Source organism: Acinetobacter sedimenti, from assembly GCF_022601685.1.
Classification (GTDB): Bacteria; Pseudomonadota; Gammaproteobacteria; order Pseudomonadales; family Moraxellaceae; genus Acinetobacter; species Acinetobacter sedimenti.
This window is the reverse complement of the sequence record NZ_JAKUML010000005.1, coordinates 43,576-62,558: the sequence shown is the minus strand read 5'-3', so window position 1 is coordinate 62,558 and position 18,983 is coordinate 43,576. Positions and strand designations below refer to the sequence as shown.

The 18,983-nt window shown below is 42.2% G+C and carries 19 protein-coding genes and 1 pseudogene; 3 read left to right on the top strand and 17 right to left on the bottom strand.

The window, feature by feature from the left end; translation table 11 throughout:
• Positions 1–35 precede the first annotated feature (35 nt).
• The 4 genes from leuD to truB form a co-directional block, all read right to left on the bottom strand.
• Positions 36–680 (bottom strand): 3-isopropylmalate dehydratase small subunit, encoded by a 645-nt coding sequence (gene leuD / locus MKI79_RS04235; protein ID WP_241570820.1) that lies wholly within the window; start codon positions 678–680, stop codon positions 36–38.
• 113 nt (positions 681–793) lie between these two features.
• A complete protein-coding gene (gene leuC / locus MKI79_RS04230; RefSeq protein ID WP_241570819.1) occupies positions 794–2,212 on the bottom strand; it encodes a 3-isopropylmalate dehydratase large subunit in 1,419 nt (472 codons plus the stop codon).
• A gap of 193 nt (positions 2,213–2,405) precedes the next feature.
• Positions 2,406–3,047, bottom strand: a complete 642-nt coding sequence (locus tag MKI79_RS04225; protein ID WP_241570818.1) for a TetR/AcrR family transcriptional regulator — start codon at positions 3,045–3,047, stop codon at positions 2,406–2,408.
• Between the two features lie 95 nt (positions 3,048–3,142).
• On the bottom strand, positions 3,143–4,045 hold the full coding sequence (gene truB, locus MKI79_RS04220) for a tRNA pseudouridine(55) synthase TruB (protein WP_241570817.1): 903 nt from the start codon (positions 4,043–4,045) through the stop codon (positions 3,143–3,145).
• Positions 4,046–4,199: 154 nt separating this feature from the next.
• Between truB and MKI79_RS04215 the strand changes: the two genes are divergently transcribed.
• The 3 genes from MKI79_RS04215 to MKI79_RS04205 all read left to right on the top strand — a co-directional run bounded on the left by MKI79_RS04215 (position 4,200) and on the right by MKI79_RS04205 (position 7,878).
• On the top strand, positions 4,200–5,246 hold the full coding sequence (locus MKI79_RS04215; RefSeq protein ID WP_241570816.1) for a lipase secretion chaperone: 1,047 nt from the start codon (positions 4,200–4,202) through the stop codon (positions 5,244–5,246).
• A gap of 199 nt (positions 5,247–5,445) precedes the next feature.
• On the top strand, positions 5,446–6,423 hold the full coding sequence (locus tag MKI79_RS04210) for a lipase family alpha/beta hydrolase (RefSeq protein WP_407651546.1): 978 nt from the start codon (positions 5,446–5,448) through the stop codon (positions 6,421–6,423).
• Between the two features lie 525 nt (positions 6,424–6,948).
• Positions 6,949–7,878, top strand: coding sequence for an esterase/lipase family protein (locus MKI79_RS04205; RefSeq protein ID WP_407651551.1), 930 nt, complete (start codon positions 6,949–6,951; stop codon positions 7,876–7,878).
• Between the two features lie 68 nt (positions 7,879–7,946).
• On the opposite strand, the gene rplS is transcribed toward MKI79_RS04205, so the two are convergent.
• The 13 genes and pseudogenes from rplS to ispH all read right to left on the bottom strand — a co-directional run bounded on the left by rplS (position 7,947) and on the right by ispH (position 18,936).
• On the bottom strand, positions 7,947–8,321 hold the full coding sequence (rplS, locus tag MKI79_RS04200) for a 50S ribosomal protein L19 (RefSeq protein WP_241570815.1): 375 nt from the start codon (positions 8,319–8,321) through the stop codon (positions 7,947–7,949).
• Between the two features lie 234 nt (positions 8,322–8,555).
• Positions 8,556–9,296 (bottom strand): tRNA (guanosine(37)-N1)-methyltransferase TrmD, encoded by a 741-nt coding sequence (trmD, locus tag MKI79_RS04195; RefSeq protein WP_241570814.1) that lies wholly within the window; start codon positions 9,294–9,296, stop codon positions 8,556–8,558.
• Between the two features lie 45 nt (positions 9,297–9,341).
• Positions 9,342–9,896 carry a ribosome maturation factor RimM gene (gene rimM / locus MKI79_RS04190; protein WP_241570813.1) on the bottom strand — a complete coding sequence of 185 codons (555 nt, stop codon included), beginning with the start codon at positions 9,894–9,896 and terminating at the stop codon, positions 9,342–9,344.
• A gap of 3 nt (positions 9,897–9,899) precedes the next feature.
• On the bottom strand, positions 9,900–10,145 hold the full coding sequence (gene rpsP, locus MKI79_RS04185) for a 30S ribosomal protein S16 (RefSeq protein WP_241570812.1): 246 nt from the start codon (positions 10,143–10,145) through the stop codon (positions 9,900–9,902).
• A 146-nt stretch (positions 10,146–10,291) separates the two neighbouring features.
• On the bottom strand, positions 10,292–10,726 hold the full coding sequence (locus MKI79_RS04180) for a type IV pilin protein (RefSeq protein ID WP_241570811.1): 435 nt from the start codon (positions 10,724–10,726) through the stop codon (positions 10,292–10,294).
• On the bottom strand, positions 10,720–11,238 hold the full coding sequence (locus tag MKI79_RS04175) for a prepilin-type N-terminal cleavage/methylation domain-containing protein (protein WP_241570810.1): 519 nt from the start codon (positions 11,236–11,238) through the stop codon (positions 10,720–10,722). Before MKI79_RS04175 ends, MKI79_RS04180 begins: the two co-directional genes overlap by 7 nt.
• 12 nt (positions 11,239–11,250) lie before the next feature.
• A complete protein-coding gene (locus MKI79_RS04170; protein ID WP_407651550.1) occupies positions 11,251–15,018 on the bottom strand; it encodes a pilus assembly protein in 3,768 nt (1,255 codons plus the stop codon).
• 99 nt (positions 15,019–15,117) lie between these two features.
• Complete coding sequence (locus tag MKI79_RS04165; RefSeq protein WP_241570808.1) at positions 15,118–15,897, bottom strand: pilus assembly PilX family protein; 780 nt, start codon at positions 15,895–15,897, stop codon at positions 15,118–15,120.
• Positions 15,894–16,805: a PilW family protein gene (locus MKI79_RS04160; protein WP_241570807.1), complete on the bottom strand. Its 912-nt coding sequence runs from the start codon at positions 16,803–16,805 to the stop codon at positions 15,894–15,896. Before MKI79_RS04160 ends, MKI79_RS04165 begins: the two co-directional genes overlap by 4 nt.
• A 1-nt stretch (position 16,806) precedes the next feature.
• Complete coding sequence (gene pilV, locus MKI79_RS04155) at positions 16,807–17,319, bottom strand: type IV pilus modification protein PilV (protein ID WP_241570806.1); 513 nt, start codon at positions 17,317–17,319, stop codon at positions 16,807–16,809.
• Complete coding sequence (locus MKI79_RS04150; RefSeq protein WP_241570805.1) at positions 17,319–17,696, bottom strand: GspH/FimT family pseudopilin; 378 nt, start codon at positions 17,694–17,696, stop codon at positions 17,319–17,321. The genes pilV and MKI79_RS04150 overlap by 1 nt, the downstream gene beginning before the upstream one ends.
• Before the next feature lie 24 nt (positions 17,697–17,720).
• A pseudogene (locus MKI79_RS11735) lies at positions 17,721–17,792 on the bottom strand (prepilin-type N-terminal cleavage/methylation domain-containing protein); the annotation flags it as partial.
• Between the two features lie 193 nt (positions 17,793–17,985).
• Positions 17,986–18,936: a 4-hydroxy-3-methylbut-2-enyl diphosphate reductase gene (gene ispH, locus MKI79_RS04145; protein ID WP_241570804.1), complete on the bottom strand. Its 951-nt coding sequence runs from the start codon at positions 18,934–18,936 to the stop codon at positions 17,986–17,988.
• Between the last annotated feature and the right edge of the window lie 47 nt (positions 18,937–18,983).

Genomic DNA, 18,983 nt, shown 5'->3' with positions numbered 1-18,983 from the left:
CAGCTTTGTAAAGCATATTGATTCTTTTAAAAAAGTTACAATTCCTTAAAAATCCACGGTCGAGTTTGTTTGATCTGATTCTCAAAAGCATGAATGTCATCTTCAGCCTGCAAGGTCAAACCAATATCATCCAAACCATTGAGCAAACAATGCTTACGGAATGAATCGACTTCAAACTTAAACGCCTGACCTGACGGTGTACGGACTTCTTGCGCATCCAAATCTACCGTTAACTGGTAGCCTTCATTGGCTTCGCATTCTTTAAACAATTGATCGACTTCTTGCTCTGTTAAAATCACAGGCAACATGCCATTTTTAAAACTATTGTTAAAGAAAATATCAGCAAAACTTGGCGCAATCACGGTACGAAAACCATATTCACTGAGTGCCCACGGTGCATGCTCACGACTCGAACCACAACCAAAATTGGTACGTGCCAATAGAATGGTTGAGCCCTGATAGCGTGGCTGATTCAAGACAAAATCAGGATTTTTCGGACGCTTATTAATATCTTGACCAAGATAGCCTTCGTCCATATAACGCAATTCATCAAATAAATTGTCACCAAAACCAGTACGTTTGATCGACTTCAAAAATTGCTTTGGAATAATCAAATCGGTATCGACATTGGCACGATCTAAAGGCGTGACGATACCTTGTTCAACTGTATATTTTTGCATGTTTTACCCTACAGAATTTATTCACTTTAAATCTCCCCTAGCCCCTCTTTTATTAAAGAGGGGAACTCCCTCCTTTACAAAGGTGAGCAGTGCTGCTACGCAAGAGGGGGATTCTAGAACGTTCTCACATCAACAAAATGACCTGCGATCGCAGCCGCTGCTGCCATCGCTGGACTGACGAGATGCGTACGCCCACCATTACCTTGACGACCTTCAAAGTTACGGTTCGAAGTTGAGGCGCAGTGTTCACCCGATTGCAATTTGTCGGCATTCATCGCCAAGCACATTGAGCACCCTGGCTCACGCCATTCAAAACCTGCTTCAACAAAGATTTTATCCAGACCTTCTGCTTCAGCTTGTTTTTTCACAATCCCTGAACCTGGGACGATCATTGCTTGCTTCAAGGTTGGCGACACTTTACGCCCTTTAACCACTTCTGCTGCTGCACGAATATCTTCAATTCGAGAGTTGGTGCATGAGCCAATAAAGACACGATCTAACTGAATATCCGCAAGCGCCTGACCTTCGTTCAAGCCCATATATTGATAGGCACGTGTCCAGTCTTTGCGCTGTACGTCATCTTTGGCTTGTTGCAACGTCGGTACGTTTTGCGTCACAGGAATCACCATCTCAGGTGACGTACCCCAAGACACTTGTGGTTCGATATCTTCACCTTGCATTACGATCACTGTATCGAATACCGCATTGTCATCTGAATGTAAGTTGCCCCAATATTCTACGGCTTGATCCCACTGTTCGCCTTGCGGTGCATATGGACGACCTTTGACATAATTAATGGTTTCTTGATCGACAGCGACCAAGCCAACGCGTGCGCCCGCTTCGATCGCCATATTGCAGACCGTCATACGTCCTTCGATCGTCATATCACGGAATACTTGACCGCCAAACTCCATCGCATGACCTGTACCACCAGCAGTACCGATCTTGGCAATAATCGCTAAGACCACATCTTTTGGTGTCACGCCTTTGCCCAACTGACCATCGACACGGATCAGCATATTTTTCATTTTCTTTTGTACTAAGCATTGTGTGGCAAGCACATGCTCAACTTCCGACGTCCCGATACCATGTGCCAAACAACCCAATGCACCATGCGTTGCCGTATGTGAATCACCACACACCACGGTCATACCAGGTAAGACCAAACCTTGCTCAGGTCCGATCACATGCACAATACCTTGACGTTCATCATTGATTTTAAACTCAACGATATTGAAGGTCGCACAGTTATCATCCAAAGTCTGCACTTGAATCCGTGATGTATCATCTTTGATCCCTGCAATCCCTTCTGCACGCTCTTTGATCGACGTAGGCACATTGTGATCAGGTGTCGCAATATTGGCACTCAAACGCCACGGCTGACGCCCAGCAAGTTGCAAGCCTTCGAATGCCTGCGGTGAAGTCACTTCATGCAAAAGATGACGATCAATATAAATCAAACTCGAGCCGTCATCTCTTTGTTTAACCAAGTGGTCATCCCACAACTTGTCATATAAGGTTTTGCCTGCCATTTTGAAGCCTCCAACTGCGCCACGATTTGGACTGGGTGTAAAAATAAGAAAAGAATTGTACATCTATATATGAATTATACTGCAAAAATTATATAAAACTAATTTATCATTTTTATAAATTTAATAACTTTTTGGAATTATTTTATCGCAAAAAATTTCTGCTTCAAACGTCTTGATTAGAAATCTTTTAAGCCTAAGCTTGAGCACTGTTTGAATTGATGTTGCTCTCATCCGTGAAGTTGCAGGTATTCGATGGAAAGGCAAAAGCTTGGTGAATATACAAATTAATCAACTTATCTCGTGAACCGATGGAACGCTGATAGTAACTTGAATTTAACAGCAGACACGCCCCAAAAGTCAGCGACCAAACATATGAAGAGTAATCCCGAATCGAGATTTCATAATTCATTTCTTTGAGATATTGTTCGATCATATCTCGAATCGCCATGATGCGTTCTTGGCGAATCTGATACAACTCATCAAAAGTCGCATTGGAATGAATCACCGTCATGGTGAGTTGTTCTTCGATCTGATGCAAAATAATCGCTTTCTTTGGATCATTCAAATGATAGAGCATATAGCGTGGAATATATTCTTTAATGTTATTGCTATATTGCTTGGAGATGGCGAGGACATTGCTTTCATTTTCGATGATGAGGTGCATTAGTAATTCATTCTTGCTGGCAAAATGCTTATACAACGTACCTTTGGCAAGATCGAGCTCTTTGGCAATTTCATCCAATGTGAAGTTTTGGTTTTCCAATAACAAGCTTTCCGCAACACGTAAAATCTGCTGCTGTCGCTCTTTGTACATGGCTTGACGTTGTAACTTCATCACAATCCAAAACTTGTCCTATTCCCTGCCTAATATACCTTTTTTTGCTGTACAGTTGTAGCGTTAATCGCACCGTTAATCATAGAGTTGAATGTTTACCCATCACGCTGAATGAGTAGTCTTTTTGGTTTTAAGCGTCCAACAGCATTCACTTCTGCAAGCCCTAAACATTGCCCATTGGAAAATACCAATACACCATCTGACTCAGGAAATTCCACGCTACTTTCTTGACCATTATTAAAATATTTGACTCGCTCTAGTGGAAGCTCTAACTTAGGCAAGCCCTCAACAGCGGCATAGCTTGGTAGCAACAAATCTTCACGAGCGGCTTCATCTAGACTTTCCAAATATTCAATGGTCATATGCTCATCAAGCTGAAAATGCCCTGTTTGAATCCGATGTAGCTTAGTCAAATGTCCAACCGTACCCATCGCTTTGGCAATATCCTCACCCAAAACACGAATATAAGTCCCTTTAGAACAGGTCACATCAAGGGAAATGCTCTGCTCGGTAAAGCTGAGTAATTTAATTTGTGAAATTCTGACTGGACGAGCAGGACGCTCGATCTCAATGCCCTGCCGAGCAAGTTCATATAAAGGACGACCATCTTTTTTTAATGCAGAATACATCGGCGGAATTTGTGTAGTTTCACCATCAAACTGCTTTAAGATTTTCGAAATCGAATCTTCTGTTAAGAGAGGAATAGCTTGAGATTCAACCACTTCACCTTCCACATCACCTGTACTGGTCGCCGTTCCAAGCTGAATCGTGGTTTGGTAACGCTTATCTGCATCCAATAAATAATGTGAAAACTTTGTCGCTTCACCTAAACAAATCGGAAGTAACCCCGTCGCCAATGGATCTAATGCACCTGTATGCCCTGCTTTCTGTGCACGGTATAGCCAACGGACTTTTTGCAATGCCGCATTTGAGCTGATATTTAGCGGTTTATTCAGTAGAAAAACACCATCAATATGGCGACGTACATTTTTAGACATATGAGCTGATCAAGACTTGCTTTTAAAATTATGAATTTTAATATTCTAGCAAAAGCAGTTTCATTTCGTCGGATTTTATTTTTTAATGCATGACAGCCAAGTTAGCTTATGTTAGTTTATTTTTCGAAAACGCACACTTATGGACAAAATGTGTATGCTAAATTTTCGCAAGGATTCGGTTTTTATAATTTTGCCAATCATTTTCATTCTATTGATTGGCGGTGCTTTGCTATGGTTAAAATCAGGTGATGAAAACAATAGCAACGCAGAACAACAACAAAATGAATCCTCAAGTACTTCTTCAAATCAATTCGATCCAACCAATCCAAACGCGACATCTACTGGCAATGCACAATATAGCAGTGCAAGCCAACAAGATATCGAAGTCGATTGTAAGATGAACTTAAATGCAAGCCAGCGCCTGATCATCAATGAACAAACCAAAAACTGTTTTGAATTTTTTATCACCCAATATGGTGAAAAAAATATTGACCAAATCAAAGCTGATTTTGAAAAATATATAAAAGCCAATTATCAAGAACCCGCACTTTCACAAATTCTAGATTTGTGGTCACGCTATATGGACTATCGTGAGCAATTAGGCAAGCTTCAACCGCCGTCGAGCAACGCCAACAGTGCAAAATACTATCGTGAAGTTTATGAGAAGCAGCAAAACCTTCGCAAAACATATTTCTCTCGTGAGGAGATCGAGGGCTTATTTGGTGAAGAAAATCTCTACCATGAATACACGCTCAAACGCATGGAAGTAATGGAAAATAAATCACTGAGTGAAGCAGAAAAAGCCAAACAATTAAAATCATTATTCGATCAACTCCCTGCCGACTGGAAAGAAAATCTTGAGCAAATGAATAAACTCGAAGATTTACGCTCACTCACAGCAGACCTCAAAGCACGCAATGCAAGCCCTCAAGAGATTCGACAAATGCGCTTAAATCTCGTCGGTGCAGAAGCGACTGAACGACTTGAAGCACTCGATACACAGCGTAGCCAATGGCAACAACAAGTGACAAGCTACCTCTCAGAACGTGAAACGATTATGCAAAGTGGTCTGAGTGACAGTGCCAAAACAGCGGCGATTAATGACTTAAAGCAACAGCAATTCAGCTCAGAGCAAGATCGTTTGCGTCTGAATACTTTTGAAACCATTCATGATCAAGGAGGCAAACTACCATTTAACTAATTCGCTTAAACACTAAGCTTAACTAGGCAGTTTTATCAAACATGCAGAGATGAACTATTTTTTGATGAGTTCAATTATCTAAATCATGTTATAGACCTTGCTTAAGCATTGCGACAGATCGACTAACCGACTACATGATGTAGCCTACGATCACGCACAGGGAATACGCATTTCAAGGACACATATTTAAGGAATAAATATGAAAATGTTAAAAAGTAAAAAGTTAGCAACGATTGCATCTCTTGCTTTGGGGCTAGCATTCGCAAACATCAGCCATAGTGCGGTGAACACACCAAATGTAAAAGCAACTGGCACTTATGCCAAGACGAAATATCCTATTCTTTTTGTACACGGTATGTTTGGTTTTGACCGTCTAGGTGGCAGTACATTTGGTATGGATTACTTCTATCAAGTATTACCCGACCTCGCACGTAATGGTGCAACGACTTATGCTGCTCAAGTATCACCATTAGAGTCTACCGAGATTCGCGGCGAACAACTATTGAGCCAAGTCGAAGAAGTATTGGCAATCACAGGGCAAAGCAAGCTCAACTTGATCGGTCACTCACATGGTGGACCAACCATTCGTTATATAGAAATCGTCAAACCACAATATGTCGCTTCATTAACAGGTGTGGGTGGTACATTCCGTGGTTCGAAAGTTGCTGATCTTGCACTCAGTAACAGCGGTGGGAGTGCTTTTATTTCTGCGGTAAGTGATTATTTACTTGGACCAGTCATCACTTGGGCATCAGACAATACTAACCTACCAATCAACATGAATCGCTCGCTTCAATCTATCAGTGTTGCAGGCTCTACCGCATTTAACAATGCACATCCAACACCTGCACTTGCAAGCTCCTGTAGTCAAAGTGGTGCGAGTTCAAGCAATGGTCGTTACTACTATTCATGGACTGGTACATCACAATTAACCAACGCATTTGACCTATTGGATGTTGGTGTGTCTACACTTGCACCTTTGGTATATGGTAGCTTGGATAACGATGGACTTGTACCACGTTGTAGCGCACGTTTTGGTAAGGTGATTCGTGACAACTACAGCTACACCCATCTTGATGAAGTCAATATGGTGCTTGGCATGCGCAGTTGGTTCTCACCTGACCCAGTTACACTGTATCGCCAACATGCAAACCGCTTAAAACTTCAAGGTTTGTAAGTTTAAAGTTGTCGTTTAAAGTTTTGAGCACCTCTAAACCCCATCTTGTGACATTGGTGGGGTTTAACTTTGAAGAATTAAGTGACAATTATTGTTAATTGAAATGCGAATAAAACATGGATAATTTAGTATTTTTATTCAATAAACCTCAAAATCCATCTCACCGATAAACTTAATTTATTGTTTTTTTTAAAATTTATTTACTTAAAATATTTTTTTGTATAATTGCACACTAACGAGTTGAATACGAATATTTTTCAGTGCTAATCTTTTTTCGCTTTAAAAACAATATTGATTACTTGGAAGTACATACAATAAATCGCTCTATGGATAGATTGCAGATCACCGCAAATGAATCATTGTGACAATGAATCAATGAAGCGCAATTATTGTTCAAGGAAATGAAAGAATAATAGAGGACATTATTCGATGAAACTTAGCTCGATGAAACCTAGTTCAATGAAACTTAGTTCGATGAAGTTTAACGCTCTGAAAGGATTGGCAACAGCAGGTTTGCTTAGCGCAATGGTATCAATTACCACGCATGCAGCAAGCACCCACCCTATGCAAGTCACTGCTGATAAGGTTACCTCTAGCTATGCAAAAACCAAATATCCAATGGTTTTTGCACATGGTTGGCTTGGTTGGCAACGTATTGGTAATGAAAGTTTCAATATTGACTATTGGTATCAGATTCTTCCTGATCTTGCACGTAATGGCGGTTCTGTCTTTGCAGCGCAAATGTCACCTGCCAACACCACTGCATTCCGTGGTGAACAGCTACTCTCTCAAGTCGAAGAAGTCATGGCGATCACTGGTTCAGACAAAGTCAACTTGATTGGTCACTCACATGGCGGACCAACTGTGCAATATGTTGCCGCAGTAAAGCCTGAATATATTGCATCAGTTACTGGGGTTGCAGGTACATATCGTGGTTCACGAGTTGCAGATAAAATCCAAAGCAATGAAATCTCCCGCACAGCATTCAATATCTTAGGTGACTATATCGTTGCACCGTTACTAACTTGGGCGCAAGCAAATCCAGATATTCCTGTAGACTTCGATGCGTCGATGAAATCTCTAACTGAAGTTGAGTCAGCTCATTTCAATCAACAATACCCAACGACTGCGCTCGCTTCAAGCTGTAATGAAAGTGGTGCCAAAGTGGATCGTGGAATCTATTATTACTCTTGGACTGGTGTTGCACAAACCACCAACATCCTTGATATTGATACCATCTTGATGCAACTTGGACCATTAGCTTATGGCAATAAAGACAATGATGGTATGGTCGCACGTTGTAGTACTCATCTTGGTCATGTGATCCGTGACAACTACAAACTGAATCACACTGATCTTGCAAACTTGATGTTTGGTTTGACTGGTTTGTTTGCTCCTGATCCAGTTGGTTTATACCGTCAACATGCAAACCGCTTAAAGCTTCAAGGTTTGTAATAAACAAAATTTTTAGGCATAAAAAAATGCGCCAAACATGGCGCATTTTTTTCACTCTAAAACAGCGATTATACTTCTGTTTTACGAGCAGGTAACTTTTCACGAATACGTGCAGCTTTACCAGTAAGACCACGTAGGTAGTAAAGTTTCGCACGACGAACGTCACCACGACGTTTCACTTCGATTTTTGCAACAACTGGTGAATGTGTTTGGAAAACACGCTCAACACCAACACCGCTCGAAATCTTACGCACTGTGAAAGATGAGTTTAAACCACGGTTTTTCTTCGCAATGACGATACCTTCGTATGCCTGAAGACGTTCACGGTTACCCTCTTTTACTTTTACAGATACGACAACTGTATCACCTGGTGCAAACGCAGGGATATCAGATTTCAATTGAGCATTTTCAACTGCTTGAACTAAAGGATGTTTGCCACTCATTGTGGGAATCTCCAATATGCGAACGCAATATTTCCATGTTTAAAATAAATATTGTTTCGCTGGGGACAGAGGCTATTCGCATATCAACCCGTTTATCTAAACCTTAAAGTTTGATTTTTTATGAAGTCAAAACTTTAAAGCGCACATTTATGATTCTGAAGAATCAATTCGAAGCATAGCTTCTCATCTCCTTACGGAACACTCGTTCCTCAGGACAACGATTATCAATCGTTGTTATTCCTCGCTCATTTTAAGCCATTTTTCTTGCTGCTTGCTCAGTTTCGCTTGTTCGACCAATTCTGGACGACGCTCAAGTGTACGCTGATAACGCTGCAAAAACCGCCATTTCTCAATGTTGCCATGATGACCAGACTTGAGTACTGCTGGTACATCTAAGCCTTCGAAATGATCAGGCTTGGTATATTGTGGGCAATCTAAAAGACCATCCACAAAAGAATCTTGCAAAGCAGATTGTTCATCCGACATCACATTCGGTAATCGCCGAATTACACTATCGAGTAATACCATCGCAGGAAGCTCACCACCCGATAAGACATAATCTCCAATCGACCATTCTTGATCGACATAACGCTGGATCAAACGCTCATCTACCCCTTCATAACGTCCGCAAAGCACAATCAAACCATCATAGTTGACAAATTGCTGTACTGCGACCTCACTCAGAGTCTGCCCTTGCGGTGACATATACACCACTGGGACAATGGTACATCCTGCTTGCTGCGCAAGCTGTTTGGCATGATTAATCGCTTTTGCCAAAGGCTCAGCCCTCATCACCATACCAGGACCACCGCCAAATGGACGTTCATCCACTCGTTTATAGTTGCCCTCTGCAAAATCTCGTGGGTTAATACAAGTGACTTGTACTTGCTCACGTTTTGCTGCACGCCCGCTAATACCAAATGCGGTGATCGCTTCAAACATCTCGGGAAATAATGTAATCACTGCAAACCACATCAGAGATTCCTCATTTCCAGTTTAAAATTAATATCTATTACGATATTAATAATCTACGCCCCAATTGACGTAAATACGACCTGCTTCAATATCAACCCGTTGAACCACATCTTTATGCCACGGAATCATCCGCTCCTCAGCGTCAATGCTCTCAGGTGTTGCGTGAACCACCATGACATCATTTGCGCCAGTTTCAAACAGCTCATGAATCTTGCCAAGATTAACTTCATTCTCAGAATCATCTAAACCAAGCACCGTCAGACCTTTCAGATCATTCCAGTAGTATTCATCCATACCTGCTTGAGGCAATTGTGATTTGGAAACCCAAATCTCAGCACCGATTATCTGCTCCGCTACCGTGCGATCACTCACACCTTTGAGCGAAACCACCAAACCTTTGCCCTGTGTTTTCCAACGTTTTACATCTACTGTCTGCCAACCTGTCTTGGTTTGGATATACCAAGGAAGATAGTCAAACATATTGCTCAATGGATCAGTCTTCGAAAAGACCCAAAGCCAACCATTTAATCCATACGGCGAACGTAGCTGTCCGATCTGGATACGATCTTCAGGCACATCCTGCACGGTGGTTTGATTCATCTATTAAGCAGTCGCTGCTTGTTTTGCAATCGCAGCAACACGCTCAGAAGGTTGTGCACCTTGAGCTACCCAGTGTGCATAACGGTCTGCATCCAAACGGATTTTTTCTGCTTGACCTTGTGCAGTTGGGTTAAAGAAGCCAATACGCTCGATAAAACGACCATCACGTGCATTGCGACTATCTGTCACAATTACTTGATAGAACGGACGTTTTTTAGCGCCACCACGGGCTAAACGAATTACGACCATGTCATACTCTCTACTAAAAAGTGTTCTTAAAAAAGAAGCCTTTTGATACACGAGGCATCAAAAGGCAGATATTTTAAGCGATAACGTAAATTTTATAAAGGGGTTTCGTCAGATTTTCTCTTTCTATTCAATTTTACCCAAACCGATTAGCGACCGTCCCAGTTTGTCGTCGCTGATGGCGTACAACTTCCACCTTTTGTCCAGCACTTTTCTCCACGATGATTCAACTGAACTATACCATCACCTGTTTGATTAGCACTTGGCTTAGGCGTGGCACTTATCGTCCAACTTCTTCCACCAGCAGGAATATTTAAACTTATTCCATACTGCGCAGTGCCTGTTGCAGGATAGTTTTTCGTTGTTGCACTATTACTCAATGTCGCCCCAGTGAAAGTACCTCTAGCCATTTTATAATTCGCTAGGTTTCTTGCCTCCTGCAACATTTCATTTTGCACATCAACACGGTTTGTTTTAACAATATAGTTTTTATAAGATGGGTAAGCAATAGCTGCCAGAATACCCAAAACCGCTATGGCGATTAGCAACTCTATGATCGTATAACCCTGATGATTAGTTACCATTCCTGAGCTCCATTCGCATCTGTACCACAACCTACAAAAGTTACGAGTGTTGCACTTTTATTTTTACAACGCACCCCACCACTCGTTAGCAAATAATTAAAACTCTGCGCATCTGCTGTTGCAGCTCTTATTGCATAACCCCGACCACGTGCACCATTAGCACTCAGTGCCAAAGTAGGTGCATTTAAATCCCGAATGGTAATAACATATTTAACAGCTGTTCCCGTAGAACCTACTGGGATATTAACTGTAGCTGCCGTTACACCAGTTGTCCCATAGATCGAAGTTGCATCAAAAGCACGATAGGTAAAATTTCTTGATTTATGTCGCTCCAACTGCTCTGCTAACTTCAAAATTTCCTGCTCAGCCAATGATGCCGATGCCTTTCTTGTGTAAGCGAGATAGCTAGGGAAAGCAATAGCTGCAACTATAGATATAATTACAACTACCACCATCACCTCAATCAAGGTAAACCCACCAACTTGACTATGCTGATTATGTTTTTTACGCATCATCATACTCCGTTAATCTGTACCCTGAATGTTCTTTTCATACCAACGCACTGGATTCAAAATCACATTAGAAATCCATTCTCCTTTTGGCGCACCTTTCTGATTAAGTAAAGCGAATTTTTTACAGTTTTCACCTTTACATTCTCCATCTAACGGATCACCAATTGGCACAAATACCGAACCAACAATACCACTCGCCACGACATTATCTGAATCATAGCCTGTGACAATGGTTGAATCAGTACACTTACCATACGGCAGACAGAACTGCTGTATTACCGTTTCGCCGATCACCCGTGTACTACATGGATTATTACTTGCCATGACCTTACCGTCTGGATCATATACAGGTACGATTAACCGATTGGTGATTGCTAATGGCTCATCCTCAAAAGCTTTCATTCCACCTAAACTCGCCCCGCTTACCCGCGCACCAGAAGCGACTGTAGACAATGAACGATACCAACCATGTTTTGTAGATGACGTCGCAGGGAAGAACAACGATGTCAACGCACCAGATACATTCTGCGGATCCTTTTGTAGCTGAGTCATTGCGATGTTTTCAGACTTCAAGGTTGGTGAGCCAGTGATTAATGTCTTTTGTGAAAAGTCATGATCAATAATGCCATACACATTATTATCAGGGCGAGCCGTCATCGCCGATACTGGCAACATTCCTTCCCGGCCTACTGCTGGCGTAACATCAAGTGGCGTACTACGATCCCCAGATGCAATGCCAAGTACAATAAAGCGATTTGTACCATCAATATGGAACGTTACTGTAGGTGGTTGAAAGAATCTAGGCTGGTCACCATTGGTCCGATCCGTCGTCGCACCCAACTCAGCCATGCGTACAACACGTTTCCCAAAGTTGGCCGCAGTTGTACCACTGGTATTATTCAAATCCGCACGGAACAATTGTCCACCTAAATCACCAAAATACAAGTGATCAACCAAACCATCCCCATCACGATCCAAGGTACTGATACGGCTTGGAATACTGTGGGTAATATTGGCATTATTGGTATCAGAACCACTACTACTTGTCCACCACAAGCGTGCACCTGTAGTTGCATCAATCATATATACTGCATTACCTTTGGCAGTGGTTTTACTTCCATTCACATTATTACACGTTGTGTCAGGATAATCTGTATTACTATTCGAAGCAGAACCTAGTTTGAAGCGTGGATTTTCATAACACATATCATAACCACCTCCAACAAATAGAACTCGCTTAATTTCACCACCATAACGCACATTTGCAACAACAGGTTTCGACCAAGTTTGCCCCATTCGTGAATAGTTTGATTGGTCAGCACCGACACGGAACAAGAGCTTAGGCGAACTTGGGCTTAAGACATTAAGACCATAATAGCTGCTACCACCCATGCGCATACCACCATAGACATTCATTTGCTTCGCCGCTACAGTCGATCCATCCTGAGTTGAACTTGTCACTTTATAAGACGCATCAGAGATCCAAGTACTATCCATTCCTGATACTAGGCTACCACCTTCACCTTTACGCAAAGCATTCGCATTTGTAGAATTCAAGATATCTGCTGGAACAAAGACCATTTGTTCAACACCAGTGTCCGCATTTACTATACGTATACCACCTTCTGCACTACCATAAAGTACAGACTGCGTACGTGCATCGGTCAAATCCCCATACTCATCCAAGGTACCGCTATAAGTTAACTGCACTGGGAATGAATGCACACTCCCCCCCATCGAGATAAATGGAGTTGCAGGTGATGTAAGTGTCGTCGGCAAGGCTGTAGTCGATGTCAAATCTAAATCATAACCAAGATAATTGAGTAATCTTAGTTTTAAATTAAGCGGAAAATCTTTTAGAGTTGCCTGTGTCGCAAAGGCATTCAACACCCCATTATTATCAGCTACAGGTCGAACAGGAACCGAAAGTAAAGTACCACTTGTTTGCTTCACAACACTTCCGCTACTCACACTAGCAATATCGGTAAACAATGGGCGTGTTTGAAAAGTTGTGCTCGTTGGCATCAATAGCCGTGCATATGCCCCACCCTTGCGAACTTCACCATTATCAACGCTTGATGACGTATTCCAATTATCTTTAGTGTTTTTATTTAATGCGCCTTTGGTATCAAAAACGGAAGTCGAACCATATTTCAACTGTCCACCAACGATACTATATTTCTTCAAATTACCCGTCCACACCATGATTGGAGTTGCTGGGTTGGGTTCAAGTGCACGCAAGTAACCATGCTCTTGAAAGCTCGAAGGATCTAGAGAGTCAACTGGTACTGCAACCGCACCAGTTGCCAATGGATCAATAGGCGCTTTTGATAAATTATTAATAAAGTCAATGACACTATTCGTAACCCCCTCTGAAGTTTGGGTTGTATAAAAACCGCCATTACCATAACCTGGATTTGCAACTGTATAACCTGATGTACCTGTTGGGGAGCAAGCATCATCTGAAGTTCGGTCATTTTGTGTTCTAGAGCTCAAACGACACGCATTCTGCACATCACTACTTGCTGACAGGTTGGTAAAATCAGAACCAAAACCTACAAATGCAGTCTGAATTGAAACTCCAGCAGGGTTTGTATCTTTATTATAAAGTTTTTTTGCAAACTCCCCCATACAAGCCCAACCCGAATCATTCGTAGTATTAGTCAGACCACCCGTACAATTAAAGTTTGCACCAAGCGTCCCCAAGGCTGCTTTCATTAACGACGTTGACTTTGAATTACTTGAACTATTCGGAACACCATCAGACAAAAAGTAAACCCCTTGTCCATCACAACTCACGCGATCAGCCACAGCTGGTAAAGGCGAAATATAATTTGTCGTCGTCTTTGTACTACTGGCTGAACTAGAGAAACCTGAATCACCACTATTATTCACTTGTTGTTCTATTTTGGTATAAACACCATTCGATAATGTTAAGTTCGATACGTTTGGCATCGCACTCAATGCAGACCATCCATCACTACGACAGGATTGCGTTCCATTATCAAAATCCGTCGATCTTAATGAATCACAACGATAATAAGTTGTTATCTCTGAACCATAGACTGGAGTTGCAACCACATTATCCCCACGGTAAGGCTGACTTCTCCAAGAGTCATATCTTTCATAACATCTTACTGGGTCTACATTTGTTCTTAAGTATGGATAGTTACTAGGACATGTATACCTTAAGACTGGACGCGTTGTTTCACTTTTATACACATCCACTTGAATATCAGCAACACCAACTGTATTCGTCCCCATCAGATATGCAGCTGCCTCTGCGTACGCATGAGCCGAAGGCGTCCCTCCAGATGCTGTGAGATCTTTTACCGCTGTTTTTAAGGCTTCTCGATGCGTTGATCCAACTGCACCTAATTTTTCTGCAGGCACAAGGATTTGACCACTTCGACCATCACCATTCGCAGAATAATTTCCCAAACCGACTCGCACACTCTGCAAGACTGGATTAGAGCTATTCAAAAACTCGAACATCCCATCCTTAAGATTTGTCAACCGATCGAAACCAGCCACCGCACCATTAGAGTCTTTACAATAGCGCCGTGAATATGGTCTTTGAGTTGTGCTGCCATAACTTCCAGTACCATGAAGATAGGTATTACCATAATAATTATAATAACAACTTGGATTATCAAAATACGCCATCGAACCTGATGTATCGAGCATCATGATAATGGTTTTTTTACCAGCAGACGGTGCTGCGTAGATTTGCATATCTGTCGCCTCTGCGACTGAGCTAATACAGAGCAAACCACCCATGAATGCGCTACAAGCCGCAGCCAACCGGTTAAAACTCGTCGGTTTAGCCTTTGTCGCAGTGGAGGCTACTTTATTTAATGATTTCATTTTCATTTACCTCTATATTTCACTGAGCTGTTCAATCCAGTCTTGCAAATAGAACTCTTGCATTTGACTATTCACGGGGACACCTAAGTTTGCTAAACATTGCGCCACAGTCACAAATCCTGCTGTAGCTGAGTCTGTATTGTCATTAAGTCGCGTTCGCACGCAGGCTTGCGCATCAGCTTGGTTTGCCGCAAATACTGGGAAGATCGCTGTCGTCGTAATTCGAATCCGTTGTTTCACAGTACCAGTCTGTGTAATTTGCCCCTCTGACTCATTATTACCCTGAGTCAAAAAATCTCCAGGCAATGAGTTCGCTGGTGGATCTACTGGTATTTTCACAGACACTTGCGTCACTACCGCCTCACGGCTACTACCAAAGTCAGCACTTAAATCACAAAAAGCAGCCGCTGGGCCTTCAGCAGTAATGGCACCACCAGCACCCACCCGAGCCACAGCCATACTGATCGTATTCGCAAGTCGTAACGACGAAGTAGGGCGATAGCAAAATATATACTCTTTCCCTTGTTCAACTTTACTATCTTCAATAGCAAATCCAATTACACTCCCCAAATTACGAATTGTACCTACATTTTGATTTTGCAAACCATTGATTGGCGCATCAGCAGACTGACTAAGGAGCTGATTTGTTTGCGCATTTGTTGCAATATTTAATGTAGTCATAGCTGTGCGAATAGCGAACACACCTACTATAGTCAGCATCAAAAGTACAATCATCACAACAATTAATGTTGAACCCTTTTGATTGGATAACTTCGTAGCATCAGTAATCATTGTGACACCCCCAATCCATTTCGGAAAGTAACGTTAGTAGAATACATCCTACGCATATATCGGGTAGTTTGATCTGTTGGAGTTACTGCACCATCTAAGAATGGAAAACTCTGCGTTAAATCGATTTCTTTACTTGCAGTACTATCTCGAGAGCGAACCAACACATTGACTTTTACAGATATAATTCGAGGAACTTCCGTGCCTGCCAACCTTGCAGCGTTAGCTGTCGCACGATACTGCGCCAAGGTATAATATGCAAACGTATTATTTCCTATTCGAGTTCCAAGATAAAAGCGTAACTGATCCACTCGAGGCATAATCATTTCCCCCGCATTTCCAGTCGCAAAACCCGTAATTGAAACTGCCCCAGTATCAGGAGTATTTGCATCGCAAGCTAAAACCAAATCATTAGCTCCTGCACCAGTGGTGGTATCTCTTCGAAGAAAGTATCTTTGGATCACATAATCACCTGCATCAACCAACTCCCCTTCGCAATTCACACGATTATCTGGAGAGATATATTGAATGGTTAACTGATCACTATTACCCGAAACATTTGATGCGCCTGCACTATGACTCAACAAACCAGCTGCCACTGAAGCCAAAGGCAAATTCGCTCCAGTCACACCACTAGATAAAACAACCCCCCCCATATTCGTCTGATCAGTTAACACTAACGCATTGGTATTGTTATAGTTCGCCATACGAATATCCCGAGCAAGATACTCTAGACCAAACACCCCACTATCCTGTAATTCAGCACTCGCATCCTGCATTCTCGTTGTAATAATGCCACCAGTAAAGAGTTGTAACGCCGCAGCGCTTACAATTAGACCTATTGCTAAAGCAACTATTAATTCAACCAAGGTAAAACCTTTTTGATCTATATCTATTCTTATAGCCACCATATCAATATGCCTCCATCATGACGCACTTCGCTCCAGCAACATACACACCATTTGCCCCCATACACTGCGCAAAAGTTGTTGCTTGTAACTGAGTGTCATCCCATGCAGCAAAAAGACACTGTCTTCGACCACTTGTTCCTGGACAACCCACCATTGTCATCTGTATTCCTACATTCTGTGCCGCTCTTGCTGACACGAAAGCATCAAAAGTCGCCATTTGCGCAGGCGTACAAGTTTGATTTAAACAAGTTCTAGGTGCAACTGTTGTCGGAGTTATCCCTACATAAGACTGCACAGCTGCTGGGTAGCTCCCCTGCCCGCTCTCATTTGCTCGAATACTTTCAGTCAAACCACGCATTACTAGAATTGCTTGAGATTTCACTAATGCTTCGCCACTTGCATCCACTGCTCTAAGTTGCAAGGCTGTGTAACCAAGAACCCCCAAGGCCAAAACAATGAGCGCTACCAGCACCTCTACCAAACCAACACCTTTTTGTATTTTATAATTAAGCATTAGCAGGTCCCCTCTCGCATATCAACTGCACCCAAGACAGCCACTCGAATTTCACGCTCTTTCCCAGCTAGACAAAACTCCGTGCTACCAGCTGTTCGAACCGATCCTGTTGGATTAAAGACATATTCCTCAGCCCCAGAAACATCAACACCTTGAGAAATTTGCACAAGAACCACACGATTCTCAGCGATGAAATCCGCCGCCGTTGCAGATGGTATTGCATTAGTCACACAAGCTGTTTCTGATACTGTTGCACCAGAGCTATCTCGATCAGAACAAACGATTACACTATTTTTTAATGCAGCTGCACGACTTCTACCCTCTCTAAGCCCTGTCAGCATTTGCTTAGCGCTTTGGTTTAGTCGGTACGACTCCATGTAATCAGCAAAACTTGGAACTGCAATAGAGGCTATAATTGCAGCAATTGCAATCGTTACCATCATTTCAATTAATGTAAAACCTTTACTTGGCATGATATGCCTCTTAAATCCTATTACCCCAATACAAAGATAATACAATAAGCTCGTCAAGAAATACATTTCTTGATTAATGGCTGATTTTGAAGATAAAAGGCAAAAAGCCAACTGACATCAGCTGGCTTGAAAATTAATACTTAGAAATAGCTAAAATGACTGTGATAACAAATTGATCACCAAGCTTCCAAATTTATGCTTCAATCACTTTGATTCGAAGCTCTTTAGGCAAACTAAAAGTGATATGTTCTTCTTGCCCTGCAAGCTCTTCAGGAGAGGTTGCCCCCCATTCCTGCAAGCGATCAAGGACTTGTTTGATCAAAATTTCAGGTGCAGACGCCCCTGCAGTCACACCAATCTTATTATTTTTATCAAACCACACTTGGCGCATTTCATCTGCATTATCTATGAGAAATGCTTTTTTCCCCATACGCTCAGCAAGCTCACGCAAACGGTTTGAGTTTGATGAGTTTGGTGAACCGACCACCAAAACCACATCGCACTGCTCTGCAAGATCACGCACTGCATCTTGACGGTTTTGCGTGGCATAGCAAATATCATCTTTTCGAGGCCCTTGAATCAGCGGATATTTTGCACGCAATGCCTCAATGACTTTCGATGTGTCATCAATAGATAAGGTCGTTTGGGTAACAAATGCCAATTTCTCAGGGTCATTCACTTGAAGCTGCGCAACATCCTGCTCATCTTCAACCAAATAAATCTGCCCACCATATTTGACATCAAACTGACCCATCGTCCCCTCAACTTCAGGATGACCATGATGACCAATTAAGATAGCTTCCATACCCTCACGAGAATACTTCAGCACTTCCAAATGAACTTTAGTCACCAGCGGACAAGTTGCGTCAAATACTTTGAGCTGACGATGCTCAGCTTCTTGCTGAACTGCTTTAGATACGCCATGCGCACTAAAGATGACAATCGCATCATCAGGCACCTGATCAAGCTCATCAACAAAGATCGCACCACGTTGCTTTAAGTCATCAACAACAAATTTATTATGAACCACCTCATGACGCACATAGATTGGCGCACCAAAGCATTCTAGTGCGCGATTGACGATCGCAATGGCACGATCAACACCTGCACAAAAGCCTCGAGGATTCGCCAAAAGTATTTGCATGATTCACCTAGTCACTAGAATTATTTGCTGATTTCATCAATTTTAGC

Bases quoted from the DNA above. Each gene is read 5' to 3' on its own strand.
- leuD (WP_241570820.1), bottom strand. From the start codon at position 680: ATGCAAAAATATACAGTTGAACAAGGTATCGTCACGCCTTTAGATCGT.
- leuC (WP_241570819.1), bottom strand. From the start codon at position 2,212: ATGGCAGGCAAAACCTTATATGACAAGTTGTGGGATGACCACTTGGTT.
- MKI79_RS04225 (WP_241570818.1), bottom strand. From the start codon at position 3,047: ATGAAGTTACAACGTCAAGCCATGTACAAAGAGCGACAGCAGCAGATT.
- truB (WP_241570817.1), bottom strand. From the start codon at position 4,045: ATGTCTAAAAATGTACGTCGCCATATTGATGGTGTTTTTCTACTGAAT.
- MKI79_RS04215 (WP_241570816.1), top strand. From the start codon at position 4,200: ATGCTAAATTTTCGCAAGGATTCGGTTTTTATAATTTTGCCAATCATT.
- MKI79_RS04210 (WP_407651546.1), top strand. From the start codon at position 5,446: ATGAAAATGTTAAAAAGTAAAAAGTTAGCAACGATTGCATCTCTTGCT.
- MKI79_RS04205 (WP_407651551.1), top strand. From the start codon at position 6,949: ATGGTATCAATTACCACGCATGCAGCAAGCACCCACCCTATGCAAGTC.
- rplS (WP_241570815.1), bottom strand. From the start codon at position 8,321: ATGAGTGGCAAACATCCTTTAGTTCAAGCAGTTGAAAATGCTCAATTG.
- trmD (WP_241570814.1), bottom strand. From the start codon at position 9,296: ATGTGGTTTGCAGTGATTACATTATTTCCCGAGATGTTTGAAGCGATC.
- rimM (WP_241570813.1), bottom strand. From the start codon at position 9,896: ATGAATCAAACCACCGTGCAGGATGTGCCTGAAGATCGTATCCAGATC.
- rpsP (WP_241570812.1), bottom strand. From the start codon at position 10,145: ATGGTCGTAATTCGTTTAGCCCGTGGTGGCGCTAAAAAACGTCCGTTC.
- MKI79_RS04180 (WP_241570811.1), bottom strand. From the start codon at position 10,726: ATGGTAACTAATCATCAGGGTTATACGATCATAGAGTTGCTAATCGCC.
- MKI79_RS04175 (WP_241570810.1), bottom strand. From the start codon at position 11,238: ATGCGTAAAAAACATAATCAGCATAGTCAAGTTGGTGGGTTTACCTTG.
- MKI79_RS04170 (WP_407651550.1), bottom strand. From the start codon at position 15,018: ATGGGTGGTTTGCTCTGTATTAGCTCAGTCGCAGAGGCGACAGATATG.
- MKI79_RS04165 (WP_241570808.1), bottom strand. From the start codon at position 15,897: ATGATTACTGATGCTACGAAGTTATCCAATCAAAAGGGTTCAACATTA.
- MKI79_RS04160 (WP_241570807.1), bottom strand. From the start codon at position 16,805: ATGGTGGCTATAAGAATAGATATAGATCAAAAAGGTTTTACCTTGGTT.
- pilV (WP_241570806.1), bottom strand. From the start codon at position 17,319: ATGCTTAATTATAAAATACAAAAAGGTGTTGGTTTGGTAGAGGTGCTG.
- MKI79_RS04150 (WP_241570805.1), bottom strand. From the start codon at position 17,696: ATGGAGTCGTACCGACTAAACCAAAGCGCTAAGCAAATGCTGACAGGG.
- ispH (WP_241570804.1), bottom strand. From the start codon at position 18,936: ATGCAAATACTTTTGGCGAATCCTCGAGGCTTTTGTGCAGGTGTTGAT.